Annotated in this window: 13 protein-coding genes; 5 read left to right on the top strand and 8 right to left on the bottom strand. The window is 69.0% G+C overall.

Features of this window, described 5'->3' with window-relative positions; translation table 11 throughout:
• Nucleotides 1-162 precede the first annotated feature (162 nt).
• Nucleotides 163-1,401 (top strand): peptidoglycan DD-metalloendopeptidase family protein, encoded by a 1,239-nt coding sequence (locus AC07NN_RS18595; RefSeq protein WP_494644357.1) that lies wholly within the window; start codon nucleotides 163-165, stop codon nucleotides 1,399-1,401.
• Between the two features lie 61 nt (nucleotides 1,402-1,462).
• The gene (locus AC07NN_RS18590; RefSeq protein WP_494644355.1) at nucleotides 1,463-5,767 is read left to right on the top strand and encodes a tetratricopeptide repeat protein; all 4,305 of its coding nucleotides are present in this window, start codon (nucleotides 1,463-1,465) and stop codon (nucleotides 5,765-5,767) included.
• A gap of 119 nt (nucleotides 5,768-5,886) precedes the next feature.
• Here AC07NN_RS18590 and AC07NN_RS18585 read toward each other — a convergent pair whose 3' ends face one another.
• From AC07NN_RS18585 to AC07NN_RS18565, 5 genes are all read right to left on the bottom strand, one after another.
• Nucleotides 5,887-8,757, bottom strand: coding sequence for a hypothetical protein (locus tag AC07NN_RS18585; protein WP_494644351.1), 2,871 nt, complete (start codon nucleotides 8,755-8,757; stop codon nucleotides 5,887-5,889).
• Entirely contained in the window at nucleotides 8,750-10,720 is a 1,971-nt protein-coding gene (locus tag AC07NN_RS18580; RefSeq protein ID WP_494644347.1) for a hypothetical protein, read from the bottom strand. The genes AC07NN_RS18585 and AC07NN_RS18580 overlap by 8 nt, the downstream gene beginning before the upstream one ends.
• Nucleotides 10,717-11,163, bottom strand: coding sequence for a hypothetical protein (locus tag AC07NN_RS18575; protein ID WP_494644342.1), 447 nt, complete (start codon nucleotides 11,161-11,163; stop codon nucleotides 10,717-10,719). The genes AC07NN_RS18580 and AC07NN_RS18575 overlap by 4 nt, the downstream gene beginning before the upstream one ends.
• Nucleotides 11,163-12,353, bottom strand: a complete 1,191-nt coding sequence (locus tag AC07NN_RS18570) for an AAA family ATPase (RefSeq protein ID WP_494644337.1) — start codon at nucleotides 12,351-12,353, stop codon at nucleotides 11,163-11,165. Before AC07NN_RS18570 ends, AC07NN_RS18575 begins: the two co-directional genes overlap by 1 nt.
• Nucleotides 12,354-12,453: 100 nt before the next feature.
• Nucleotides 12,454-13,008, bottom strand: a complete 555-nt coding sequence (locus AC07NN_RS18565; RefSeq protein WP_494644334.1) for a helix-turn-helix domain-containing protein — start codon at nucleotides 13,006-13,008, stop codon at nucleotides 12,454-12,456.
• A 175-nt stretch (nucleotides 13,009-13,183) separates the two neighbouring features.
• Between AC07NN_RS18565 and AC07NN_RS18560 the strand changes: the two genes are divergently transcribed.
• The 3 genes from AC07NN_RS18560 (at nucleotide 13,184) to AC07NN_RS18550 (ending at nucleotide 15,464) form a co-directional block, all read left to right on the top strand.
• The gene (locus AC07NN_RS18560) at nucleotides 13,184-13,711 is read left to right on the top strand and encodes an RNA polymerase sigma factor (protein WP_494644330.1); all 528 of its coding nucleotides are present in this window, start codon (nucleotides 13,184-13,186) and stop codon (nucleotides 13,709-13,711) included.
• Nucleotides 13,708-14,742 carry a FecR family protein gene (locus AC07NN_RS18555; protein ID WP_494644326.1) on the top strand — a complete coding sequence of 345 codons (1,035 nt, stop codon included), beginning with the start codon at nucleotides 13,708-13,710 and terminating at the stop codon, nucleotides 14,740-14,742. The genes AC07NN_RS18560 and AC07NN_RS18555 overlap by 4 nt, the downstream gene beginning before the upstream one ends.
• A 110-nt stretch (nucleotides 14,743-14,852) precedes the next feature.
• Complete coding sequence (locus tag AC07NN_RS18550; protein ID WP_494644322.1) at nucleotides 14,853-15,464, top strand: hydrolase; 612 nt, start codon at nucleotides 14,853-14,855, stop codon at nucleotides 15,462-15,464.
• A gap of 44 nt (nucleotides 15,465-15,508) precedes the next feature.
• Here the strand turns inward: AC07NN_RS18550 and AC07NN_RS18545 are convergent, their stop codons facing one another.
• From AC07NN_RS18545 to AC07NN_RS18535, 3 genes are all read right to left on the bottom strand, one after another.
• Nucleotides 15,509-15,991 carry a cupin domain-containing protein gene (locus AC07NN_RS18545; protein ID WP_494644318.1) on the bottom strand — a complete coding sequence of 161 codons (483 nt, stop codon included), beginning with the start codon at nucleotides 15,989-15,991 and terminating at the stop codon, nucleotides 15,509-15,511.
• Nucleotides 15,988-16,911: an alpha/beta fold hydrolase gene (locus AC07NN_RS18540; protein ID WP_494644316.1), complete on the bottom strand. Its 924-nt coding sequence runs from the start codon at nucleotides 16,909-16,911 to the stop codon at nucleotides 15,988-15,990. Before AC07NN_RS18540 ends, AC07NN_RS18545 begins: the two co-directional genes overlap by 4 nt.
• 109 nt (nucleotides 16,912-17,020) lie before the next feature.
• On the bottom strand, nucleotides 17,021-20,107 hold the full coding sequence (locus AC07NN_RS18535) for a TonB-dependent receptor (RefSeq protein WP_494644311.1): 3,087 nt from the start codon (nucleotides 20,105-20,107) through the stop codon (nucleotides 17,021-17,023).
• Nucleotides 20,108-20,176: the final 69 nt, after the last annotated feature.

Below are 20,176 nucleotides of genomic sequence, written 5' to 3'. Positions count from 1 at the left end.
ATGCCGCCGGATGAACCGTCTTTGGACCCCCGGACCTGGGCTGCGCCCGGACGGCGCGAGGGCGCGCCGCCGCCGTCCGCCGCCGCCTCCGACTCTTTCGACCCCCGCAGCTGGGTCGCGCCGCCTCCAGCGTCCCGGAGGGACGCTCGACCTTCGCGGCGAGTGGCGCTGATCGCGGTCGGCGGTGGTTTGGCGGCCCTTGTCGGCGGCGCGCTGCTGTTTGGGCGTCGCGAGCGCCGGCCGACGGAAGGCGAGACCCTCCCGCTGGCCAGCGCCGCTCCCGGCGCCGAGAGCACCTACGCCGCGCCGCCGGTGGACGGTTATGACGGGCTGGCGCGACGTCTCGCCAACTATGGCGTGGCCGCCGGCGATGTCGCTTCGGCGGTGGAGGCCCTGCGCGCCCAGGCCGGGCCGGATCCAGGGCGGATGAGGCTGACCCTTCGCCTGCGGGCCGGAGCTCAAGGCCGTGCGGCGCTCATAGAGGCGGAGTTGCGGCGCGCCCGCGACGGAGTCGGCTACCGGATCTCGCGCCAGGACGATCGGTTCGTCGTCGCCGTGCTGGCCGCGGGCCTCGTGCGCCGGCTGGTCGCCCACCCCCGCGCCCAGGTCAATCGCGACGGCCTCTACGCCTCGGCGGTCGGCGCGATCGATCCGGACCTGATGACCCAGTTCGCCCAGGCCCTGGCCTTCGACTTCGACATCGCCCAGGAGGTGCGCGAAGGCGACCAGTTCGAGCTCGTCCACGAGGAGCAGGACGATCCCCGCGGCGATCCGGTCGGCCCGCCCAATCTGCTTTTCGCGTTCATGAGCGCCGGCGGCAAGGACCGCTATCTCTACCGCTTCACCGCGGCGGGCGAGGAGGCGGCCTGGTACGATGACCGTGGCCGCGACGTGCGCCGCAGCTTCATGCGCACGCCGCTCGACGGCGCCCGGATCACCTCGCTGTTCGGCGAGCGCAAGCACCCCGTCCTGGCCGGTGTCGTGCGCAATCACAATGGTATCGACTTCGGCTGTCCGATCGGCACGCGAGTCTTTGCCGCCGCCGATGGCGAGGTCTCCTATGCCGGCCCCGCCAGCGGCTTTGGCCAGGTGCTCAAGCTGCGTCATGAGAACGGGCTGGAGACCTGGTACGGCCATCTCAGCGGCTTCCCGCCCGGCATTCGGGCGGGCTTGGCCGTGCGCCAGGGGCAGGTGATCGCCATTTCCGGAAACAGCGGCGTCTCCAGCGGTCCGCACCTTCACTACGAGGTACGCGAGAACGGCGCGCCGACCGATCCGAAGGCCTTCCTGGACGCCCAGATCGGCCCGTCCGGCGCGGGGCGGACGCTATCGGGCGCCGCGCTTCAGGCCTTTATGGCCTTCAAGACCGAGATCGACCTGCTTCGCCGCGCGCAAGCTTGACGCCCGGCGCCGCAGCGCCAATCCTTGGTTGAGGCTGGGGGCGGCGCGAGCCGATAGGGTCATGCTGAAACGAGAGGCGGCCAGCCTCGGACGGTGGTTGACCGTCAGTGCGTTGGCGCTGGGTATCGGCCTCGGCGCGATATCCCCGGTCGCGGCGCGCCAAGTCGAAGGGCGACGCATCGCCTTGCTGATCACCAACGAGGCCGCTGGTCCCGACGTGGCCGCCAGCAGCGATGCTCTGTCGAAGACCCTCAGTCAGGCCGGATACGAGATCGTTCCGGCGGCCAATGCCGGGCAGATGCAGCTGAGCCTCAGCCTGGCCAATGTCGAAGACCGAATCGCCGGCGATACGCTCGTGCTCATCCACTATGCCGGCTATGCGGTTCGGGCCGGCGGCCAGGACTGGTTGATTCCGGCCGGAATGACGCCCGTTTCGGCGGCCGACTTGCCCGGCAAGGGCCAACCGCTCAACGAGATCGTGCGCCGCTTTCGGGATCGTGGCGCGGTCGTGGCCATCGTCGTCGACGCCTGTCGCCAGTCACGCCTGCTGACCGCGCTGGGCGGGGTCTGCGCCGGCGATCGCGCCGGCGGCGATCGCGACGTCTACATGGCCTCGGCGACCTATCAGTTGAGTCCCGGCGACCTGACCACCCAAGTCCAGAGCGTCTTCGCGCCAGACCGCACCATCGACGAGGCGTTCGTGGACCTGCAATCCCGCCTCGGCGGCGGGGTCCTGGTCCGCACGCCCGTTTCGGCCTCTCTCCGCAGCCTCATGCCGCTGGTCAGCGTGGCCGGAACGGCGACACCCGCCTCCAGCCCCTCGTTCACGGCGCCTACGCCGGCGGCCGTCGTTCCGCAGCCGGCGCCGTCTATGCCACCGTCCGTGCCACCGCCGCCGCCTGTCGCTCCGGTGTCCTCCGGGAGTGCTGCCCCGTTCACGTTCGGTCCGGAGGTCAAGCTCGCCGACGCGCTCTATGACGTGGTCACCTGGCAGGACTACGGCGATCTCAGGCGCGCCCGGGTAGGCGCCGCCGCCATTCCAACCCGCTACGACATCCAGGGGCTCGACGAACGCGACAGGCTGCTGGTCAACGGTCAGATCGACTATGCCAAGGGCGACTACGCCGCCGCCGCCAGCGACTTCGAACGGTCGCGCGACTTGGAGGCCTCGGGCGGCTATGCGACCTTGCCGGCGGCCGCGGAGGGACGCCGGAGCCGGATCCAAGGTAGCGCCTATCTGCGGCTCAACCGTCTTGCCGACGCCACCCGGCAGCTCGAGCTTTCGCTCCAGAAGTATCGTGAGTTCGGCGACGCCTCGAAGTTGGGCCCGATCTGGACCCTTCTGGGCGAGGCCTATCGCAAAGGTGGTCGCCGCCAGGAATCGCGCCAAGCTCTTAGCGAGGCGCTGAAGATCGATACGAACGGTGGGGTGGGCGCGGCCTACCTCCAAATGGCGCTGCTGCTCCTGGACGAGGAGAACTGGAACGGCGCCGAGGCCAATGCCCGCAGCGGCTCGCGCCTGCTCCGGAGCGTTCAGGCCACCTCGGGCGTGGCGGAGTCCTACGCTATAATCGGGCGGGCCATTCGCCACCTTGGCCGCGAGCGTGAGGGCGAATCCTGGGGGTATTACGACCTGGCCGTCGAGACCGACAGCCAATCGGCGATGGCCCAGGTGCTGAAGGCGGAACTGCCGGCGCGTCTGCCGTCGCCGCCCTTCGAAACCATGCGCCCCACCTTCCAGTTCGCCCGCCAACTCGAGGGTGAGGCCCAGTCCTGCTACGACACTTCGGCCGAGCGCGACCTCTATCTGGCCCGGATCAACGCCGAACTGGACGCTCTCTACGGCTACAACACCCGGATCAACACCGCGATCGAGGCCCTCTGGTCGACCATCTCGGACTATGAGCGGCGCGGCTATCTGGAAGATTATCAGAGCGACCTGCAGGGCCGTGGCTATAGCTATCGTTCGGATACGACCAGGGAAGCCGATGTCCTGAAGGCCCGCGGCGCGGCGGTTCTCGCCCGGCACCGGGCGCTCAGCACATGGCATCGGTACGCCGGCACGGCCGGCGTCGTCCCGTGCGCGACGGGGCAGGTCGCCACGACCCTCGCGCCGCCGACGGGCTACGACCCCATGCTGCCGCCCAGCGACCGCCTGCCGGCGGTGATCCGCACGCCCCAGCGCCTGGTCGTGGCCGCGCCCGCGCCAACGTTCCCCGCCGCGCCTGCGCCCACGCCCACCTACGCCGCGCCGCCGCCTGCGCCAGCGCCGCGCATCGAGCCGTCCGCACCGCCCGCATCGCCTCCGACGACCGTGCTCGCCACGCCAGGCCCGCAGGCGGGACCGCCGGCGCCGTCCACCAACCCCGGCCTGTTTCTGGCGTCGGGACCTGAGGTCAAGCCCGCGCCCGCGACGCCTATCAAGGAGCCCGCGGCACCACCGGTGACCGCGACGCCTCGGCCAACGCCGGCCCTGGACAGCGCGACGGTCCCGCGACCATCCCCGCCGCCGCTTTCGCTTGCCTCGACCGCTCAGCCTCCTCCGGAAAAGCCAACGGAGAAGCCGGCTGAAAAGCCCGTCGTGACGGCTGCCGCGTCGCCGCCCGTCGCCGTTCCAGCGACACAGCCCGCAGCCGCGCCGCTGACAACGCCGCCGCCGCCTCGGCCGCAACCCTCGATCTTGGCCAAGACGCCGAGCCCGGAGAAAACGACGCCGGTCAGCGCGCCCGCCGGCCCCAAACCTTCCGCCGAGCCGAGTGTAGCCGCGCTAGACACCAAAAGCCCGGCCGCCGCCGCGCCTCCGCCCGTGGCTAAACTCGCAGTCGCCGACCGTACGCTTCCGCCCAAGGATACGGTGAAGCCCAGTCCGTCGCCGTCGGTGACGAGCCCCCAGACTGTCGCTCAGAAGGCGGCGGACACCCCGAGCGCCCGGGGCACCGCGGGCCCGCCTGCATCACCGCAAGGCCAGCAGCTGGCGAAAAACGAGACGCCGGCCACGGTGGTCGCATCGCGCCCCCCGCCCAAGCCTTCGCCGGAGCCGGTCACGCCTGCGTCCGCCGCGCCAGTCAAGCTGGCGGCCACGACGAGCCCGCCTTCCACACCAGCCGCGCCGCCGCGTTCGGAGCCGCCACAGGCCAAGCCTTCACCTTCTACGCCGCCGCCCGCATCGACTCCGACGGCAACCTCGACACCGACAACGACGCCGGCGCCTGCGAGCGCCGTCGTTCCGGCCGCATCGCCAGGCTTCGTTTCACCCTCCGGCGTCCTGCTGTTCGCCGCCGCCAAACCGCCGCCGCCTCCGGCGCCGCCACCCGCTCCTCCGGCGGCGACCGCCAAGACCGGCAAGGGCGCGCGCGGCGCGGCCGCACGGGTCGTAAAGCCCGTCCCGCCGGTCAAGCCGACGGGCGCGGCGGCCGCCAAGCTGTCGGTCGAAAGGGGCGACGACTTCCTGGCGCAGGGCAAGTACGACCTCGCGCAGCGCGAATACCAGGAGGCGCTGGCCGCCGAGGCCGCCAACACCCAAGCCCAGGCGGGTTTGGCCGCCAGTCGCGGCCTGATCAGGTTGCAGGCTGGTCAGGTCGCCCAAGCCATGGACGATTTGAACGCGTCGCGCGCCATCAAGCCGATCCCCGAAGCGCTCGAGGCGCTGGGTCGCATCTATGCCGCCAATAGCAGCCGCGGCGCGGCCATCGACTATTTCAGCGAGGCGATCAAGCTGCGCCCAGACTACCCTCAGGCCCATCTGGACCGCGCCGAGGCCTTGCGCGAACGGGCCACGCCACTCCGCGACGAAGCCGAACTGAAGCTCGCCATCGAGGACTACAAGATCGCGCTGGCCGCCCGCCCGGATCTGCCGGAGGCCCTCCTGGGCCTGGCGATTACGCGCTTCGAGCTGACCGACTACGCTGGCGCGGTCGAGAACACCGATGCCGCGCTGCGCACCCGACCGATCTACTCGGACGCCAAATATGTGCGCGCCCGTGCGCGGCTTGAATTGGGCGCACATCAGGACGCGATCCGGGATTTGATCGATCTTCCGCCGACCTTCGACGTCTATGCACGTAGCTGCAGCATGGGCATCGCGGTCTCTGGCCGTGGCGACGCGGCGCTGGTCGCCAAGGACGAGCCGCTGGCGATCGAATGGTACGTAAAGGCCCTGCCGTCCTTCCAGCAAGCCTTGGACCTCCGACCGGCCGATGCGCGGGCCAGGCTTTGGATCGATCGTACGACCCAGAACGCCGCGTCCGGTCTCACCGGCAAGAGCGCGCGCTACAAGCAACTGAACTATCTACGCCAACAGGCCGCTCGCAAGACGGTCTCGGCAACGGCGACCTTGGCCTATCAGGACGCTTGCAAGCGAAATTGAGGGCGAAGGGGAGGGGCCCCGTCGCTAACTTGTATTCTCGGCCTCTGGCGCTGCACCGCCCGGAGGAAGGCGATGCAGGAAGTCAGCGAACACCGGAAACGGGGGCGCGGCTGGTTCTCCTAAAATACCTCGACGTTCAGCGTTTCCCGATCGACCAGGAACAACCGGCCGCGATCGTCGGTGAAGAGCAGCCGTCCAGGGTCGAGGAGCGCACCCCCTCGCGCCAATGGCACGACAGGCGAGCGGGCCAAGCAGGTCATCGGGGTGTCGGGGTGGTGCTCGAGCGTCAGGAACGCCGTGGCGCTGTCGGCGTCCTGGATCAGCGTATGCGCCGTGTCGCCGGTCTTGGACCAGAGATAGGGGCGACCAAAATCGCAGGACTGGAACCTGTCCAAGCCCTCCAGTCCGAGGCGTGTGCGTTGAGCCGCGTAGTTGACCGCAAGCTGTTCGGTCCTTGTCGTCCACGGCGAGATCCAGAGCGCATCGCGACGCAGGTCGGCGGTGCGAAGGGGGGCTCCGACGGATTTGGGCGACCAGAACCAATCGGCCGGATCGCGCACGGAGCCCTGGCCGGGCTGCGAGGGAATACAGAGCGTCGTCTCGAGCTTGCTGGAGCGGTTCATGCTCCAGAGTTCCAGGACGCCGCGACGCCCTTCGCTGACGTCCCGGGTCAGCCATTGCGGGCGTTCGGGCGTGTGCGCGAAGGCGATCGTCTGGAGGCGATCGGTGAGGCGCGCCGACCACAGGAACTCGATCTCCGGGATCGGCAGGCAGAGCTTGACGAGGTCCAGGGCGCCGATCTCGCCGTCGATCTGCACGAGCCACTGTCCTTCGGAGGTGACGTCGTGGTGCGCGGCCAGGCGAACCTTGCCGATGGGATGGAACCGCCGCGCGGGGCAGGCGAGGCGCGTCAGCTGATGGGCGCCGTCCGATGTCTCCTGGACGACGATGACATCCGAGCCCGCGCCAATCGGAACGAGCGCGACGACGGCGTCGAGGTTCTGTTGCCAGACGACCCCGCCATGCCGGTCGAAAAGCTGCAGCAGCCGGCTCTCGCGCCAGGCCAGCACCTGCCCGGTTCCAAGAAGGCAGGCGGTTTTGACGCCGGGTTGAATGACCTTGGCCGTAGGGACTTTCCACTCTCGGGCTTTGGGCGTGGATCGGCCATGGAGTTTGCTGAGCTTACCGAGATCGAAGGACAGAACCCGAAGATCGGCCTGGTCGAGCAGCCCGCGGATGGCTTTCAGTTCGCCGGCGCCGAGGCGTTCTGGCGCCGTAGAGATCAGCGCCAGGGCATAGGCCTCGAGCAGGGGCTTTGCGGGTCCTCCCCAGAACATCGCCTGCTCGCAGCGATCGGGATGGGCCAGCCGCGTCAGGGGGCGCAAAAGCTCGACGAGAACCGCGCCGGTTCCGACGCCTTCGCCAGCCAGGGCCGCGTCGAAGTCGTCGCTGAGCGCGCGCACGGGGCCGTCGTCCCACGGCCCGGTCAAAAGTGTGCGGGCGAGCAGTTCCGGCTCGGGATGGATCGGTTCGGCTGCGGTGACGGCCAGCGTCAGCCAGCGTCGCCGCGCGGCGATCAGCACTTCGGACGCGTCTTGCGCCCCGGCCAGCCGATCGGTGACCTGCAAGGCGCGAAGCAGCTGCCCGGTGTCGATCAACGCCTGGGCCCAGGCGTTCATCACGAAGGCGTGGAAGGCGGGCTCGGCTTCGCGGCTATCCTCGGCCAGCTGATCGAAGCAACCGCTTCGCTTGGCCAAACCAAGGGCGGCGGCATGCTCATCGGCCTTGAACAGCAGGCGGATGGTGACGGTCGGTTCGAGCCCCGCCTCCATGGCCAGCTTGGCGGCCTCGCCAAACAGTCCCCCGCGTTCGAGCGTAAGCACCGCCGCCAGATGCTCATCCAGAAGCTTTGAATGAACATAGGCCGCCCGCCTGAAGTCGCCGCGGGCCTCGAGCGTCTTGGCCAGATCAAGATAGCGACCGCGCAGATCTTGATAGGCCGCCGCGCCGAAGATGCGCGCCACGCCGCCGCCTGGCCGGAAGGCAAGGTCCAGGGACGCCCGCAAGCCCGGGAGCGCATTTGGGTAGCGCTCGCGCCCGACGCCCGGTTTGCCGCCGCCGAGCGCCAGGGCCAGCCTGAGCGCGGTGTCGAGGTCGCCTTTCGACAAATGCCGCTCGACCGTGGCCATGCGGTTCGCGAACTGTCCCCTCAGGCCGGCGCCTAGCGGGGTATGCCAACGCAACCAGCCTTGCAGGTTCTCAAGTACGCCCGGCTCGCGCTCGCCGGTCTCTGGAGAAGCGCGCCTTGTGATGAGTTGCTTGAAGATCGCCGGCAGTCGCGTCCGCGCATCGATGGCCTTCAGCCGCGCCTCGATGTCGCCGACAGCGTCACCGCCTTCGCGCCGCAGTCCAATTTCGGCGTGGGCGATCCTTGCAAGGCCAGCCTCACGCGGACCTTTTCGTGGGGTGTCCCCAGTGTCGGCGGGCAGGCCCAGCCGTGGCCGGCGGCGTGAAGCATGGAGCGTGAGCCGCGGCGTTTCCCACAGGGTCGCGAGCGACACGGGCTGCAGCCGATCCAGAGCCAGACGGTGGCGCTGGCCGTTCCACCAGACCTGTACCCATCGCCATCCGCTCGGCGTGCGGGAGGCGCCCGAGGGCGCATCGGCCGGCAGTTGATCGACGAAGCTGGCCAAGGCACCCGTGGCTGTCGCGCGTAGCGGCAGGCCCGGCTCCGTGGCGGCATCGGCCAGGCGCGGCGCGACGAACACGACCACAAGCACGTACGGCGCGGCGGGGGCAGCGCTCAGACGACCACGCCACAAGGCGGCTACGGCCTCGCGGAGCGGACCGAGGTCGGGCGCGGGCTCGGCCTGATCCGAAAGGAAGATCAGACCGTCGCAAGGCGCGCCGGGCGGCAGGGTCGGCAGATCGGGGAACCGGTCGGCTGCGGCCTGCTCGCCGCGCGCGGCCGCGTGGGAGCGTCTAGTCATGCAGACGCCCCATCTCCAGGCGCTCGGCCTTTTGCCGAAGGCGATCGAGGTTGTAGTGCGTCGGCGCATAGCCGCCGCCACTCTTGTGCTTGCGATAGACGGTCAGGGTGCTCGGCTCACCAGCCAGGTCCGTCGAGACAGCCCAGACAACACCGTCGCCGCCGATGTCCACCGCCACCGTATCGGTCGCCGCCCGACCCAGCTTGAGCACCGTCCCCGTCGAGTTGCGCTCCGCGCCGGCGACACGGATCCCCCGGATTTCGCCATCGCCGCCATATCGCGCGTCGGACCACAATCGGGCGCTGACGACCGCGCCGCGCGCCTGGCCCGTCAGCAGGGTTTCGTGCGGCGCAAGCGTCAGCTGATCCTCGTCAGGGCCCATGCCTTTTGCGAAGGAGATGAAACGCCAGCGGTTGGGGGCGAGGCTATAGGCCAAGCTGGTGGTGTTGTGATTGTAGCGGATGGCCTGCAAGGCCGAAGCCTGCAACGGATGCTGGCCTTCGTCGATGCTGTGGAGCGTTTGGCCCGTGGGACGCAGGACCTCGATACGACCGGCGTCGCGCCCTTGGAAGCGCACGACCTCGTAGACGCCGTTCGAATTCAGGATGCGAGGCCCTTTGTAGAGCGGCTCGAACGTCATGGCCTCCTTGGCCCCAAAGACCAGTTGGAACGCCATGCCCGACGAGGAATAGATCCGCACGCCACCGACGTGGGTCAGGCTGGGCAAGGCGTAGGCCGGTTGCTGTGCGAAGAGATGGGCGGAAGGCGCGGTGGCCAGATGACGGAAGGTCAGCCGAGGCTGGCTGCCTCGTCCCCATTGATAGCTTCCGAGCGCCAGCCTCCCGTCGCCGCCGTCGCCGGTCTGGACGACCAGCATGAAGCCTTCGCGATAGAGCCGCACGCCCGCTAGGCGCACGCCCTTGTCGAGCGGCGCGAAAGCGCTTTGCGAGACTTGATGGTTGTCGTCGAGCCGCAGGAACAGCAGCCCGTCCGCCATCCGTACCAACTTCAGGTCGGCCGCGGCGTTGATCAGATAACGCGCCGCCCATCCTTCGGGTCCCCGTGACCGTGCGGCCGGAGCGCCTGGGGCGACCTTGGCCGGAGGCGGGCGGAATGGGTTGCGCAAGGCTCCGACACACACGGTGTCGTCGGGCAGGATCAGCTGGACGCGCCGCCGTTCTCGCCCCTGACGCCGCAAACCCACCTCCACGGTTCGCGGAAGGTCGCCCGCTGGCGGCGCGACAGCGAACATCAGGGCGTTGGCGCCGAGGCTGACGGCGTCGGATCGCCCTGTCAGGCGCGGCCGCGCGCCAATGACCCAGTCCAGGCGCGCCGCTGGTTTGCGTTTCGGCGTCTGCGCGAAGAGCTCCTCCCAGAGCGCGCTGGCCGAGGTCACCTCCGCATTGGTGGGTTCACGATGGCTGGCGGCGCGGAGCAGGCGCTTGACGTTGTTGACCGACAGCGTGTCGAACCAGACCGGCCCGTCGGTGCGGGGCAGGAAGCTCCAATAGAAGTCCGCGTCTCGGGCCGCGGCGAGCCGAGCCAGAAAGAACAATGCGGCGAGGGTCACGAAGCGTCCGTGGCCGAGCGTCCCTGGACCCACCGAGACCGACACCCGGAACACCGGCCGTTGTCCTGGATCGGCGTGGGTCGTCTCGTGGAAGAGGGTCTCGCCTTCGACGAACCGGCGGAGGAACTCCAGCGGCGCCTCGGTGCGCAGCAGGAGCTCGCTGGCCGCCGCGCGGTCGATGTCGCCGCGTCGCGTGATCCCTCCCAGGCCTTCGACCTCGCCTCGCGACGCAAGGCGGGGTCGGGACACCTCCTCGACCAGAGCTTCGAACTGATCCAGAAGGCCCCGGAGCACGGCGACGAGGGGCGCGGACAGGCGCTCGAACAGCGGCCCGAACGCGGCATAGGCGTCAGGCGTCCGTGCGCCTGGCGTCTGGGTCTCCGGCGAGCTCAAGCGCCGCCCTCCAAGGTCGGTGCGTCGATCGGAGAAGGGTCGCGGACCAGGAAGACATCCGCCTCGCGCGTTGAGGCTTCGCCGCTCGCCAGTCGCGGAAGCACGATGGCGGGAGGCGCGACATCGGAGCGCTCCGACAGCGACACCCACAGCGCGGCGTGAACGTGGAGAGGCGCATCGAGCGTCATCCCCAACGGCAGCCACCAGCCCGCAATGGCTTCGTAGAGCGCGATGGCGTCCGGCAATCGCGGTAGCACAGGCTCTTCGATCCCGCCGACTCGGGCGGCGAAGACGGCCGCCCAGTCTTCGCCCCACGCGATCGGCAAGGCGCCGAAGAGGCGGGACTTGCCGCGCAGGGCGTCAATCAATCGCGCTTCGGCGTCCGCGCCGACCAGGATGAGCGCGCCCACGCCTTGCAGCGGTTCGGTGCGTCGCCAATGCATCAGCCGACCTTCGTCGTAGCGGCCTCCGTCGCGCCTCGGGCCTGCTCACCCAGGGCGGTCTCGAGACCCGTCCGGACCGCCTTCAGAGCGGTCGGCAGGCTGTCCTTGTCGAAGGCCGCGTCGATGCGCGTAAGTACGGTCTCGAGCCGGACCAGCCAGATCTCGCGCGCGGCGTCTTCACCGGCCGGCGGCGGCGACTTGAGCAGGTCGCCGGCGTGCTCGGCGAGTTGGGCGGCATGGGCCGTCCGCCCCTGGGTCGCACTCGCGACGCTGTCGCCCAGCACCGGGTTGTAGCTGGCCTTCAATTCGGCTTGCAGCAGGTCGCGCGCCTGATCCTGCTCGTCCTTGGACTGGACGAGGAAGATGGTCGGCCACAGATCCTCGGGACCGGCGACTCGCGCGCCGCGCAGAACGGCCGCGGCGGCGACGAGCTTCTGGCCCTTGACGATCTTGCGGTCGGACAAGGACGCGCCCAGGAGGCGGATCTTGCGGACGAGATGGGCATAGGTCTCGCGAACGGGTTCGAGGTCCACGGCGAGTGTCGCCTCGTGCAGCTCAGCCAGGGTCGTCAGGCTCAAGGCGGGCTGGGTTTCGAGGGCTGGCTGATCCCATCCGGCGCGGAGCAGATCGCCCAGCTCATGCTCGCCCACCGGATCGACGAACAACGTCATCAGGAACCGATCGGCGAACGCGGCCAGGGCCGGATCCTCGGGGAGGGCGTTGGACGCCGCCACGCACGACAGCAGCGGCGATTGCATGCTGAAGCGCCCTCGCCGATAGGTGCGTTCGTTGAGGATCTTCAGCAGGCTGTTGAGGATGGCCGTCGAGCCCAGGAAGATCTCGTCCAGGAACGCGATCTCGGCTTCGGGAAGCATGCCTTCGGTGACCGGCCGCACATGACCGTCCTTGAGCGCGCCAAGGTCCAGCGATCCGAAGATCTCCGAAGGCTCGGTGAAGCGGCCGATCAGATATTCGAAGCACCGGGCGGTCACGGAGTCCGCGATGGCCTCGACGACCGCGGACTTGCCGGTGCCTGGCGGACCGATCAGCAACACATGCTCCCGGGTCATCAGTCCGAGCAGGATGACCTCGAGGACGACGCGACGCGCAACGAAACGGGCGCTGAGCGCATCGAGATGCGCGTTGATCCGCGACGCGACGTCGCCCGTGCTCAAGTGATACGACGCCATGCGGTCCTCATGACCGACGGTGCTTGGAAAGCTGTTCGCCGGACCTCTACTGAAGATTGTTCTTGCAGGAGGTCACACCGTTTTCAAGCAAAGTCGCCGCTTAGCGTTGAAGGCTTGGCGTATGGGCGCGGCGCCAGCGGGTCGGCGTGGCGCCGACGATCGCGTGGAACAGGCGAGACATGTGCGCCTGGTCGGCGAAACCGCTGTCCAGGGCGATCTGGCTGAGGGGCGCTCGGGTCTCCCGCATCAGGATCTTGGCCCGTTCGAGGCGGCTGCGGATCACGTATTCACGCGGCGAAACGCCGAAGCTGCCTTTGAAACAACGTGAAAAGTGCCCGATGCTCAGGCCGGCGATCCGGGCCAGTTCGTCGTTGCGGACGGTCTGCTCCAGGCGCCCGCCGATATGGCTCAGGACCTTGCGTTCCTGCCACGGCGCAAGGGTCGGTGCGGTGCGGGGACCGGGGGGCTTTGACGTCGGTTCCAGGAGGCGCGAGGCCTGGCCGATGAAGATGCGGGCCTGTCGAGGGTCGATATCGATGGCGCGATCGGCGCGGCCCAGCATGTCTAGCACGACGCGCGCCGTCGAAGCCGTCGGCGGGCGGGGGTCGATGGTGTCCTGTAAAGCGCTCATCGTATCCATGCAGGCGACCTCCAACGGGGGGCGAACCTCCCCGATTTGGTCGAACGCAGGTCGGCCAGAATTCCTCATTGAGGTCGAAGGCGTAGTTTGTGATGTGGACTTCGCCGCAGGCCGCGTTCTGCCTTGTGGAAAGCCGATGGTCGTTGGACAGGCGGCGGAGTCTCTGATGGGAATGGCGCGAGAGGGGCTCATGACGGACGCTTCCGACGCCGCCGCGCGCGCCGACGTCTTCGCCCGACAGGCGGCGGCGATGCGAGGGCCCTTGGCCTCTTACTTCCACCGCCGGATCCGCAACGCCGGCGAGGTCGAGGATCTGGTGCAGGAGGTCTTCCTTCGCCTGACGGTGCGCGGCACGCCCGACAACACCGACCACGCCAGCGCCTACATCTTCCAGATCGCCGCCAGCGTGCTGGCCGATCGCTATCGCCGCCGCACGGTCCGCCACGCCGACGAGCATGTCACGCTGGATCCCGAACTTCGTGGCGAGCAGGATTTCGATCCCGCCCGGATCTATGCCGGCAAGCAGGCGCTCAACGCCGCCGCCGCCGCTTTGATGACCATGCCGGAGCGGACGCGGACGATCTTCCTGCTGCGTCGGATCGATGGTCTTCGCCATCAGGCGATCGCCACGCAATTGGGCCTGTCTGTGAGTGCGGTGGAAAAGCATATGGTTCGCGCCATCGAGCATCTGATGGCCCATGCGGGAGGCGTACGATGACCCGCGAAGCCCTGAGCCCGGCCCAGGCCGCCGCCCGCTGGCTGGCCTGCGAGGACCTGGATCAATCGCCCCACCGCGAGGCCTTCGCGCAGTGGCTGGAGGAAAGCCCGGAGCATCGCGACGCCTGGCTCACTGCGCATCGCATGTGGGACGTTTTTGACGAGGCCGACGACAGCGACCTGATCGCCGCCCTGGCGCGCGCGGCCAGGCGGGCCGGACCCGAGCCCGTCGCCAGACCGTTCTGGCCCCGGGTAGCGGCGGCGTGCCTCGCCGTGGCCGTCGTGTCAGCGGCGTTGTTCGCTGGCATCCAGCAAGGCTGGTTCGAGCGTTCGGACAAGCCGGCCCAGGTGGCCACTGCGGCTCCGTCGCTGTCGGCCAGCGGGCCGGCGGACTATGTCACGGGCGCGGGGCAGAAGTCGGTGGTCGACCTGCCGGACGGCACACGCGTCACGCTGGACGCTGACAGCGCGCTGGACGTCGTCTACGCGAAGGGGCGCCGCGACGTGCGCCTGCTGACTGGCCACGCCTTCTTCGATGTCGCCCACGACCGCGCCCACCCGTTCGCCGTGCAGGCGGGCGAGCGCGTGGTGACGGCGCTCGGCACGCAGTTCGACGTGCATCTGACCCAGGACGCGGTGCAGGTGGTGCTGGCCGAAGGCAGCGTGTCGGTGGCCGCGACTCCGGGGCGTTCCACCGAGCCGCCGGTCAAGCTCCAGCCCGGCCAGGTCTTCGCGGCCAAGGTCGGCGCGTCGGGTAAGGTGTCGCCGGCTGATCTGGATCGAGCCCTCGCCTGGAAGCAAGGGGTCGTGGAGTTCCACGATCAGCCCCTGTCGGAAGCTGTAGACCTGCTGAACCGCTACACGCGGGCCCGGATCGTCGTCAGGGACCCCAAGGTCGCGGCCCTGCGCATCACCGGCGTCTTCAAGACGGGCGACATCAAGCGGTTCGGCCGCTCGGTGTCGCAGGTGCTGCCGGTCAGGCTGGTCGCCCGCGACGCCGATACCTATGAGCTGGTTTCCACGCGCCGCTGATCGCTGCGGACTTTCGAGGAGCCTGCGTTCTCCAGGGTAGAGCGCCACCGGGCCGAGAGGTCTTTTCTCGCCGGCCTTCGTCGCTCGAAACCCCTGAGCGAGGACCCGCCATGACTTCGTTTCCGACCGTCCGCGATCCGCTGACGGATCAACTCCTGACGCCGCAGAACGCCGCCCTGGTGATCATCGATTTCCAGCCGGTGCAGGTCTCGTCCATCGTCACCATGGAAAAGCGCCTGCTGATCGCCAATGTCGTCAACCTGGCTCGGACCGCCAGGCTCTACGACCTGCCTGTGGTGCTTACCACGGTCAATGTCGCCACGGGGCTCAACACGCCGACGATCACGCCGATCACCGACGTCCTGCCGGAGATACGGCCGATCGACCGTACCGCCATCAACGCCTGGGAAGACGAGGACTTCGTCGCGGCGGTGAGGGCCACCGGTCGCCGGAAGCTGATCATGGTCGCCCTGTGGACCGAGGTCTGCCTGGCCTTTCCGGCGCTGGACGCCCTGGCGGAGGGCTACGAGGTCTTCGCGGTGGTGGACGCGGTCGGCGGCACCTCGCAACTGGCGCACCAGGCTGGCATCGATCGTGTGGTCCAGGCGGGTGGCAAGCCCGTCAGCTGGATCCAGGTGGCGTGCGAGCTGCAACGCGACTGGAACCGCAAGGCGACCGCGGAGGGTTTTGCCGACATCGTCCTGCGGGCCGTCGGCCATTGATCGAGAGGCGGGAGCAGGGCGGTCCGCCTTGCTCCCGCTTGCGCTCAGGGTTTGGGCGTGTTGGCCGCCTCGACATAGTCGGTGCTCGTCGGGCCGAAGCCCGAAATGTAGACGGTCGCGCCTTCGGGGCCAGTCATGGCGAAATGCTCGACTCCGGCGGGCTCGCTATAGAAGCCGCCCGGCGGCAGGGTCTTGGCCAGGGTCTCGTCCGCCTTGCGCCCGTAGCCGAAGCGCCAGACGCCGGCGATCACCACGGCGGTGCGGTCGTCGCGATGACTGTGAGCGGCGATCCGGACGTTGGGCGGGGCGCGCAGGGCGATCGTGTAGGGGCCGGGCTTCGTCGGGTCGCCGTAGAGGATCGTCGTACGAATACCTGCGACGCCGGACGTGCCGACCCCGGCGCCGCCCTGGTCGAGGGCCGCGATCTCGGACGGAGTCAGCCGCAGCAGGCGGTCCTGGGCCGAGGCGCCGCTCGTGACCGCAGCCAGTACGAGCGCGAGGCTTGCGAAGGCGAGGCGGCGGCTCATGGTTTGGCTTCCAGGAAGTCGCGGACCATCTTCACCGTGGCCTTGGGGTTTTCCTCCATGATCCAGTGACCGGAGTCGGGCACCACGCCCTCGGTGACGTCGCTGGCGGCGAAGCGCATCACGGTCGCCATCATCGGCCCGAACGACTTCTCGCCGCCCAGGGCCAGCACCGGCATGGTCAGCTTGCCCTCCGCCACGAAGGCCTTGTTGTCGACGGCGTCCTGGTCGAAGGCGGCGAACTGCGAGAACCCGCCGTGCATGGCGCCGGGCTGGGCGTAGAGCTTGGCGTAGTGCTGGCGTGAGGCTTCCGTGAAGCGGGCCGGCGTGGCCGAGAACTCGTTCCAGAAGCGGTCGAGATAGATGCGCTCGCGGCCGGCGACCAGGCGCTCCATGTCCGGTCCGCCGAACCGGAAGTGCCACAGCAGCGGGTTCTTGAGGATCTCCTCCCACGGGCCGACGCCTGGCAGCGGCGCGTCGATCAGCACGAAGCGGCCGATCCGGTCGCGGTGTTCGGCGGCGAAGGCGTAGCCAACCATGTTGCCGATGTCGTGTGTGACGAGATCAGCCTTGGCGATCTTCAGGGCGTCGAGCACGCCGGCCACGTCCTGGCCCTGGGTCTTCTTGTCGTAGCCGCCGGAGGCGGGCTTGGACGACAGGCCAAGGCCCCGCAGGTCGGGCACGATCACCGTGTGGTCCTTGGCGAGGTCGGCGGCCATCGGCTCCCACATGTCGCCGGTCTCGCCGTAGCCGTGCAGCAGCACCACGGCTGGACCCTTGCCGCCGACCCGGACGTGGATCGTCACGCCGTTGGTGGCGATCTCCTGGGTCTTGAACTCGGCCGGGAAGGGTTTGACCTGCGCCAGGGCGGAGGATGAAAGGAATAGGGCCGCCGCCAGGGCGGCCGGGGCGAGCTTGAGCATCTGCGGTCCTCCGAACGGGCGCGGAATCGACCGCGTCCAGGCGTCCGGCGGACGCCCTCATCAGGGAAAACGCAGGCGTTCAGGGAACCCGTACGAGGGGCGGCGAGGCCTAGAAATGACTTGAGAGCGCCAGCTCGAAGCGCCGCCGACGAGGGTCGCCGCGATAGTCGTAGCCCATGTGGTTGGGGTCCGCGACGATGGGCGGGGTGGTGTCCAACAGGTTCTGCACCGCTAGCCGCACATCCAGCGAGCGCAGCCTGTGGTCGGTCCCGAAATCGAACCGCCGATGCGCCGTCAGGTCCAGATAGACCCGCGATGGGATGTAGGACCGCGCCTGATTGCGGGCGGTGGTCTGGGCCAGCACCACGCTGTAGGCCGACCAGCGCGGGCTGGATCGGTCGAGATATTGGGCGTTCAGATCCAAGAGCAATGGACCGCGCGTCCATTGCAGTCCCGCATTGCCGCGCCATTCCAACGGACCGTCCCGGTAGCCGATACGGTCCAGCCACGCCAGGTCCGGCCTGCGTCTTGACCTCAAGGTCGGCTGCCAGGTCGCCGCGCCGTAGAGCACGGTTTCGCCATCGAAAAGCGACGGCAGACGCCAGTCGAGCTGGGCGTCGACCGTCTCGGCCACGGTTCGTCCGACGTTTCCCTGTCCGATGTACAGGGCGACGATCCGGCCGACGGTGTAGCCCAGAGCGGCGTCTGCTGGGGTCAGCGGTGCGCGGACGACGCGGCCGGGATAGCGCTCCTCTTCGTCGATCACGCGTTGCGGCATCAGGCCGGATGCGCCGACCTCGTCGCGGATTTCGATCCGGGAGGCATCGATCGACAGGCGCGGACCGGCCCGTCCCGAGGGGTTGAGCACCAGACCGACCGATTGGGTCAGGCCCTTCTCCTGGCCGATGCCGTGCCAACCGCGCTGACCCATGGCGAAGGGGCCGTCGGCGACGATGGGACGGCCGCCGCGCTTGGGGTCGTTGTAGGGATAGATGGCCGTGCTCGTCGCCAGGATGCCGAGTTCCTGGAGCTGGGTGATGTCGGCGGGCGTCTCGCCCGTCGCCGCGCTGGCCCGCAGCAGCAGCCAGTCGGCGGGGAAACTGCGGACGCCCAGGGTGAAGACGTCCGCCCGGCGTTGGACGGTGGCGCGGACTTGGGCGTTGGAGACACCCGTCAAAACCGTGTCCGGGAAGGTGGTCCGAACGTCGTCGCGGCGGATAGCCAGCTGCAGTTCCAGGCCGCGCGCCGGGGTGAAACGGGCGTCGCGCGATACGAGAGGGGCGCGTATCTCGACATAGCCCGAAGTCACGCGCTGGATCCGGTCGGAGGAGGGGAGGATGGTCGTCCCGGCGTCCGTGGTCGAGACGTACTCCGCCTCGGGCATGCGTTCACGGCGGGTTTCCACCAAGAGCGTCGCGGTGAGCGGGCCGCCTGGAAGGGCAAGCACCGGTCCCGCCGCGCGGAGAGCGCCGCTGCTGTACTGCGTGACCAGCCGATTGCGGTTGGAGAACGGCGCGGCGTAAGCCAGGGCCGCCGACTGCAACGTCGAAAAGTCCCCGAGCGGGATCACCGGGGTCTGGCCGCGGGCGCCGGCAAAGCCGTTCGACAGGGCGTTGGCGATGCTGGAGGTGATGGTCAGGCCTTCGCTCCGGGAGTCCAGCAGCGCACGGCCCACGGTATAGTCGGCGGACGCCTGCCAACGGCCGGGGAGGGCGGCGATGAGGCCGGCGGTCGCGCGACTTACATCGACCGTGACCGACCTGTGGTCCACCAGATCCGGCACGGGAAAGTAGAAATAGACCGCGTTGACGAACGGATTGCCCGTCGCCGTACCATTGCTCAGGCTTCGAAAACCGGGCGCTCGAGGCGTTTCGGTCCGGCCCGCGTCATGGAGGTCGAACCCGTCGGCGAAGACCTCGATCCCGTCGCTGAGCCGATGGCGGACGCTGAACAGGACGGAGTAGGTCGTCGGCGTCGAGACCAGCGAGGTGTCGTCGCCCGCCGGGTCGGTGGGCAAGCGACCGGCGTTGGCGGCCAGTAGGGCGGTCTTTTCCTGCTCGGTCCCGTAAAAATCGATCGGCAGGAACGTGTAGCTGCCGTTCAGCACGGTTCCGCCATAGGCGGCGTCCAACTGCAGCGGCTCGCCCTGGGCGGTGCGGACGGTGATCGCGTTGACGGGACGTTGCTGGGTCAGAAACTCGGCCGGATTGTTCTGGGCCTGCCACTCCAGGGATCGGCGGGCGTAGTCGCGTTGACCGACGGTGAGCCGTTGCGCCGCCGTGTAGGACGCCGCCAGCATGATGTCCGTGCGCCCATGATCCGGTGTGAAGCCGATCCGGCCCTCGATCCTGCCCCGACCGGCGTCGCCGCGGCTGGAAATCCCCGAGACGACCGTGAAGTCCGCGCCGCGATAGTCGCGCTTCAGCACCAGGTTGACCACGCCGCCGATGGCCGTCGGGCCGTGGATGCCGCCGGCCGTGGCGGTCAGCGTCTCGATCCGCTCGACCACGCCCAGCGGGATGGCGTTGACGTCGCTCTGCTCCAGTCCGGCCGTCCGCGAGGGCAGGCTGGGCAGGCGTCGTCCGTCAACCAGCACCAGGGTCCTTTGCAGGCCGATGCCGCGCAGATCGATCGCCGAGTTCGTCCCGGCGGCGCTGTTTACGTACTGGCTGGGCGAGATCACCTGGCCGTCGGTGGGCAATCGCTCGCGCAGGAACTGGTCGATATTGTCCTGGGCCGCGACGGCCAGGTTGCGCGGGCCGAAGACCTTGTAGGGCTGGATGTCGTTCTCGGTGCGGCGGATGTCGGCGTTCTGGGTGCGCCGGCCCAGCACCAGCACTTCCGAGATGGCGCCGTCGCCGGGATCGGCGATCTCCGGCTTGGGCAGCGTGAAGAGGACGAACACCCCGTCCGATGTGATCCGGTACCCGACGCCGGTCCCAAGCAGCAGCTGCGCGACAGCCTGCTCGGTGGTGAGCCGCCCCTTGACGGTCGGCGATCGCCTCCCGCGGACGAGGTCCGCCGAGTAGAGGATATCGGCGCCGCTTTCGCGGGCCAGTTCGATCAGCGCGTCCTGCAGCGCGCCAGCGCGGAGATCGACGTAAGCGCCCGTGGCGTGGGCGCGCCCTGTGACCGCTATCATCGCCAGGATGACGAGATGCGTCCAAGGCCGCCGATGACGCCGGTGCTGATGCATACCTTCCCCAAGCGTCCCCAGGCCTAGCCACGCTTCCTCTAGCGGCGCTGGGCGCGCTTTAGAAGGGCG

This window comes from Caulobacter sp. GW821-FHT09H08, assembly GCF_059415885.1.
Note: the sequence above shows the minus strand (reverse complement) of the source record. Positions and strands in the feature narration are given on the sequence as shown.

Excerpts from the sequence above, each read along its gene's own strand:
- AC07NN_RS18560 (WP_494644330.1), top strand. The coding sequence starts at position 13,184 with ATGACGGACGCTTCCGACGCCGCCGCGCGCGCCGACGTCTTCGCCCGA.
- AC07NN_RS18575 (WP_494644342.1), bottom strand. The coding sequence starts at position 11,163 with ATGCATTGGCGACGCACCGAACCGCTGCAAGGCGTGGGCGCGCTCATC.
- AC07NN_RS18570 (WP_494644337.1), bottom strand. The coding sequence starts at position 12,353 with ATGGCGTCGTATCACTTGAGCACGGGCGACGTCGCGTCGCGGATCAAC.
- AC07NN_RS18540 (WP_494644316.1), bottom strand. The coding sequence starts at position 16,911 with ATGCTCAAGCTCGCCCCGGCCGCCCTGGCGGCGGCCCTATTCCTTTCA.
- AC07NN_RS18550 (WP_494644322.1), top strand. The coding sequence starts at position 14,853 with ATGACTTCGTTTCCGACCGTCCGCGATCCGCTGACGGATCAACTCCTG.
- AC07NN_RS18555 (WP_494644326.1), top strand. The coding sequence starts at position 13,708 with ATGACCCGCGAAGCCCTGAGCCCGGCCCAGGCCGCCGCCCGCTGGCTG.
- AC07NN_RS18585 (WP_494644351.1), bottom strand. The coding sequence starts at position 8,757 with ATGACTAGACGCTCCCACGCGGCCGCGCGCGGCGAGCAGGCCGCAGCC.
- AC07NN_RS18590 (WP_494644355.1), top strand. The coding sequence starts at position 1,463 with ATGCTGAAACGAGAGGCGGCCAGCCTCGGACGGTGGTTGACCGTCAGT.
- AC07NN_RS18545 (WP_494644318.1), bottom strand. The coding sequence starts at position 15,991 with ATGAGCCGCCGCCTCGCCTTCGCAAGCCTCGCGCTCGTACTGGCTGCG.
- AC07NN_RS18535 (WP_494644311.1), bottom strand. The coding sequence starts at position 20,107 with ATGCATCAGCACCGGCGTCATCGGCGGCCTTGGACGCATCTCGTCATC.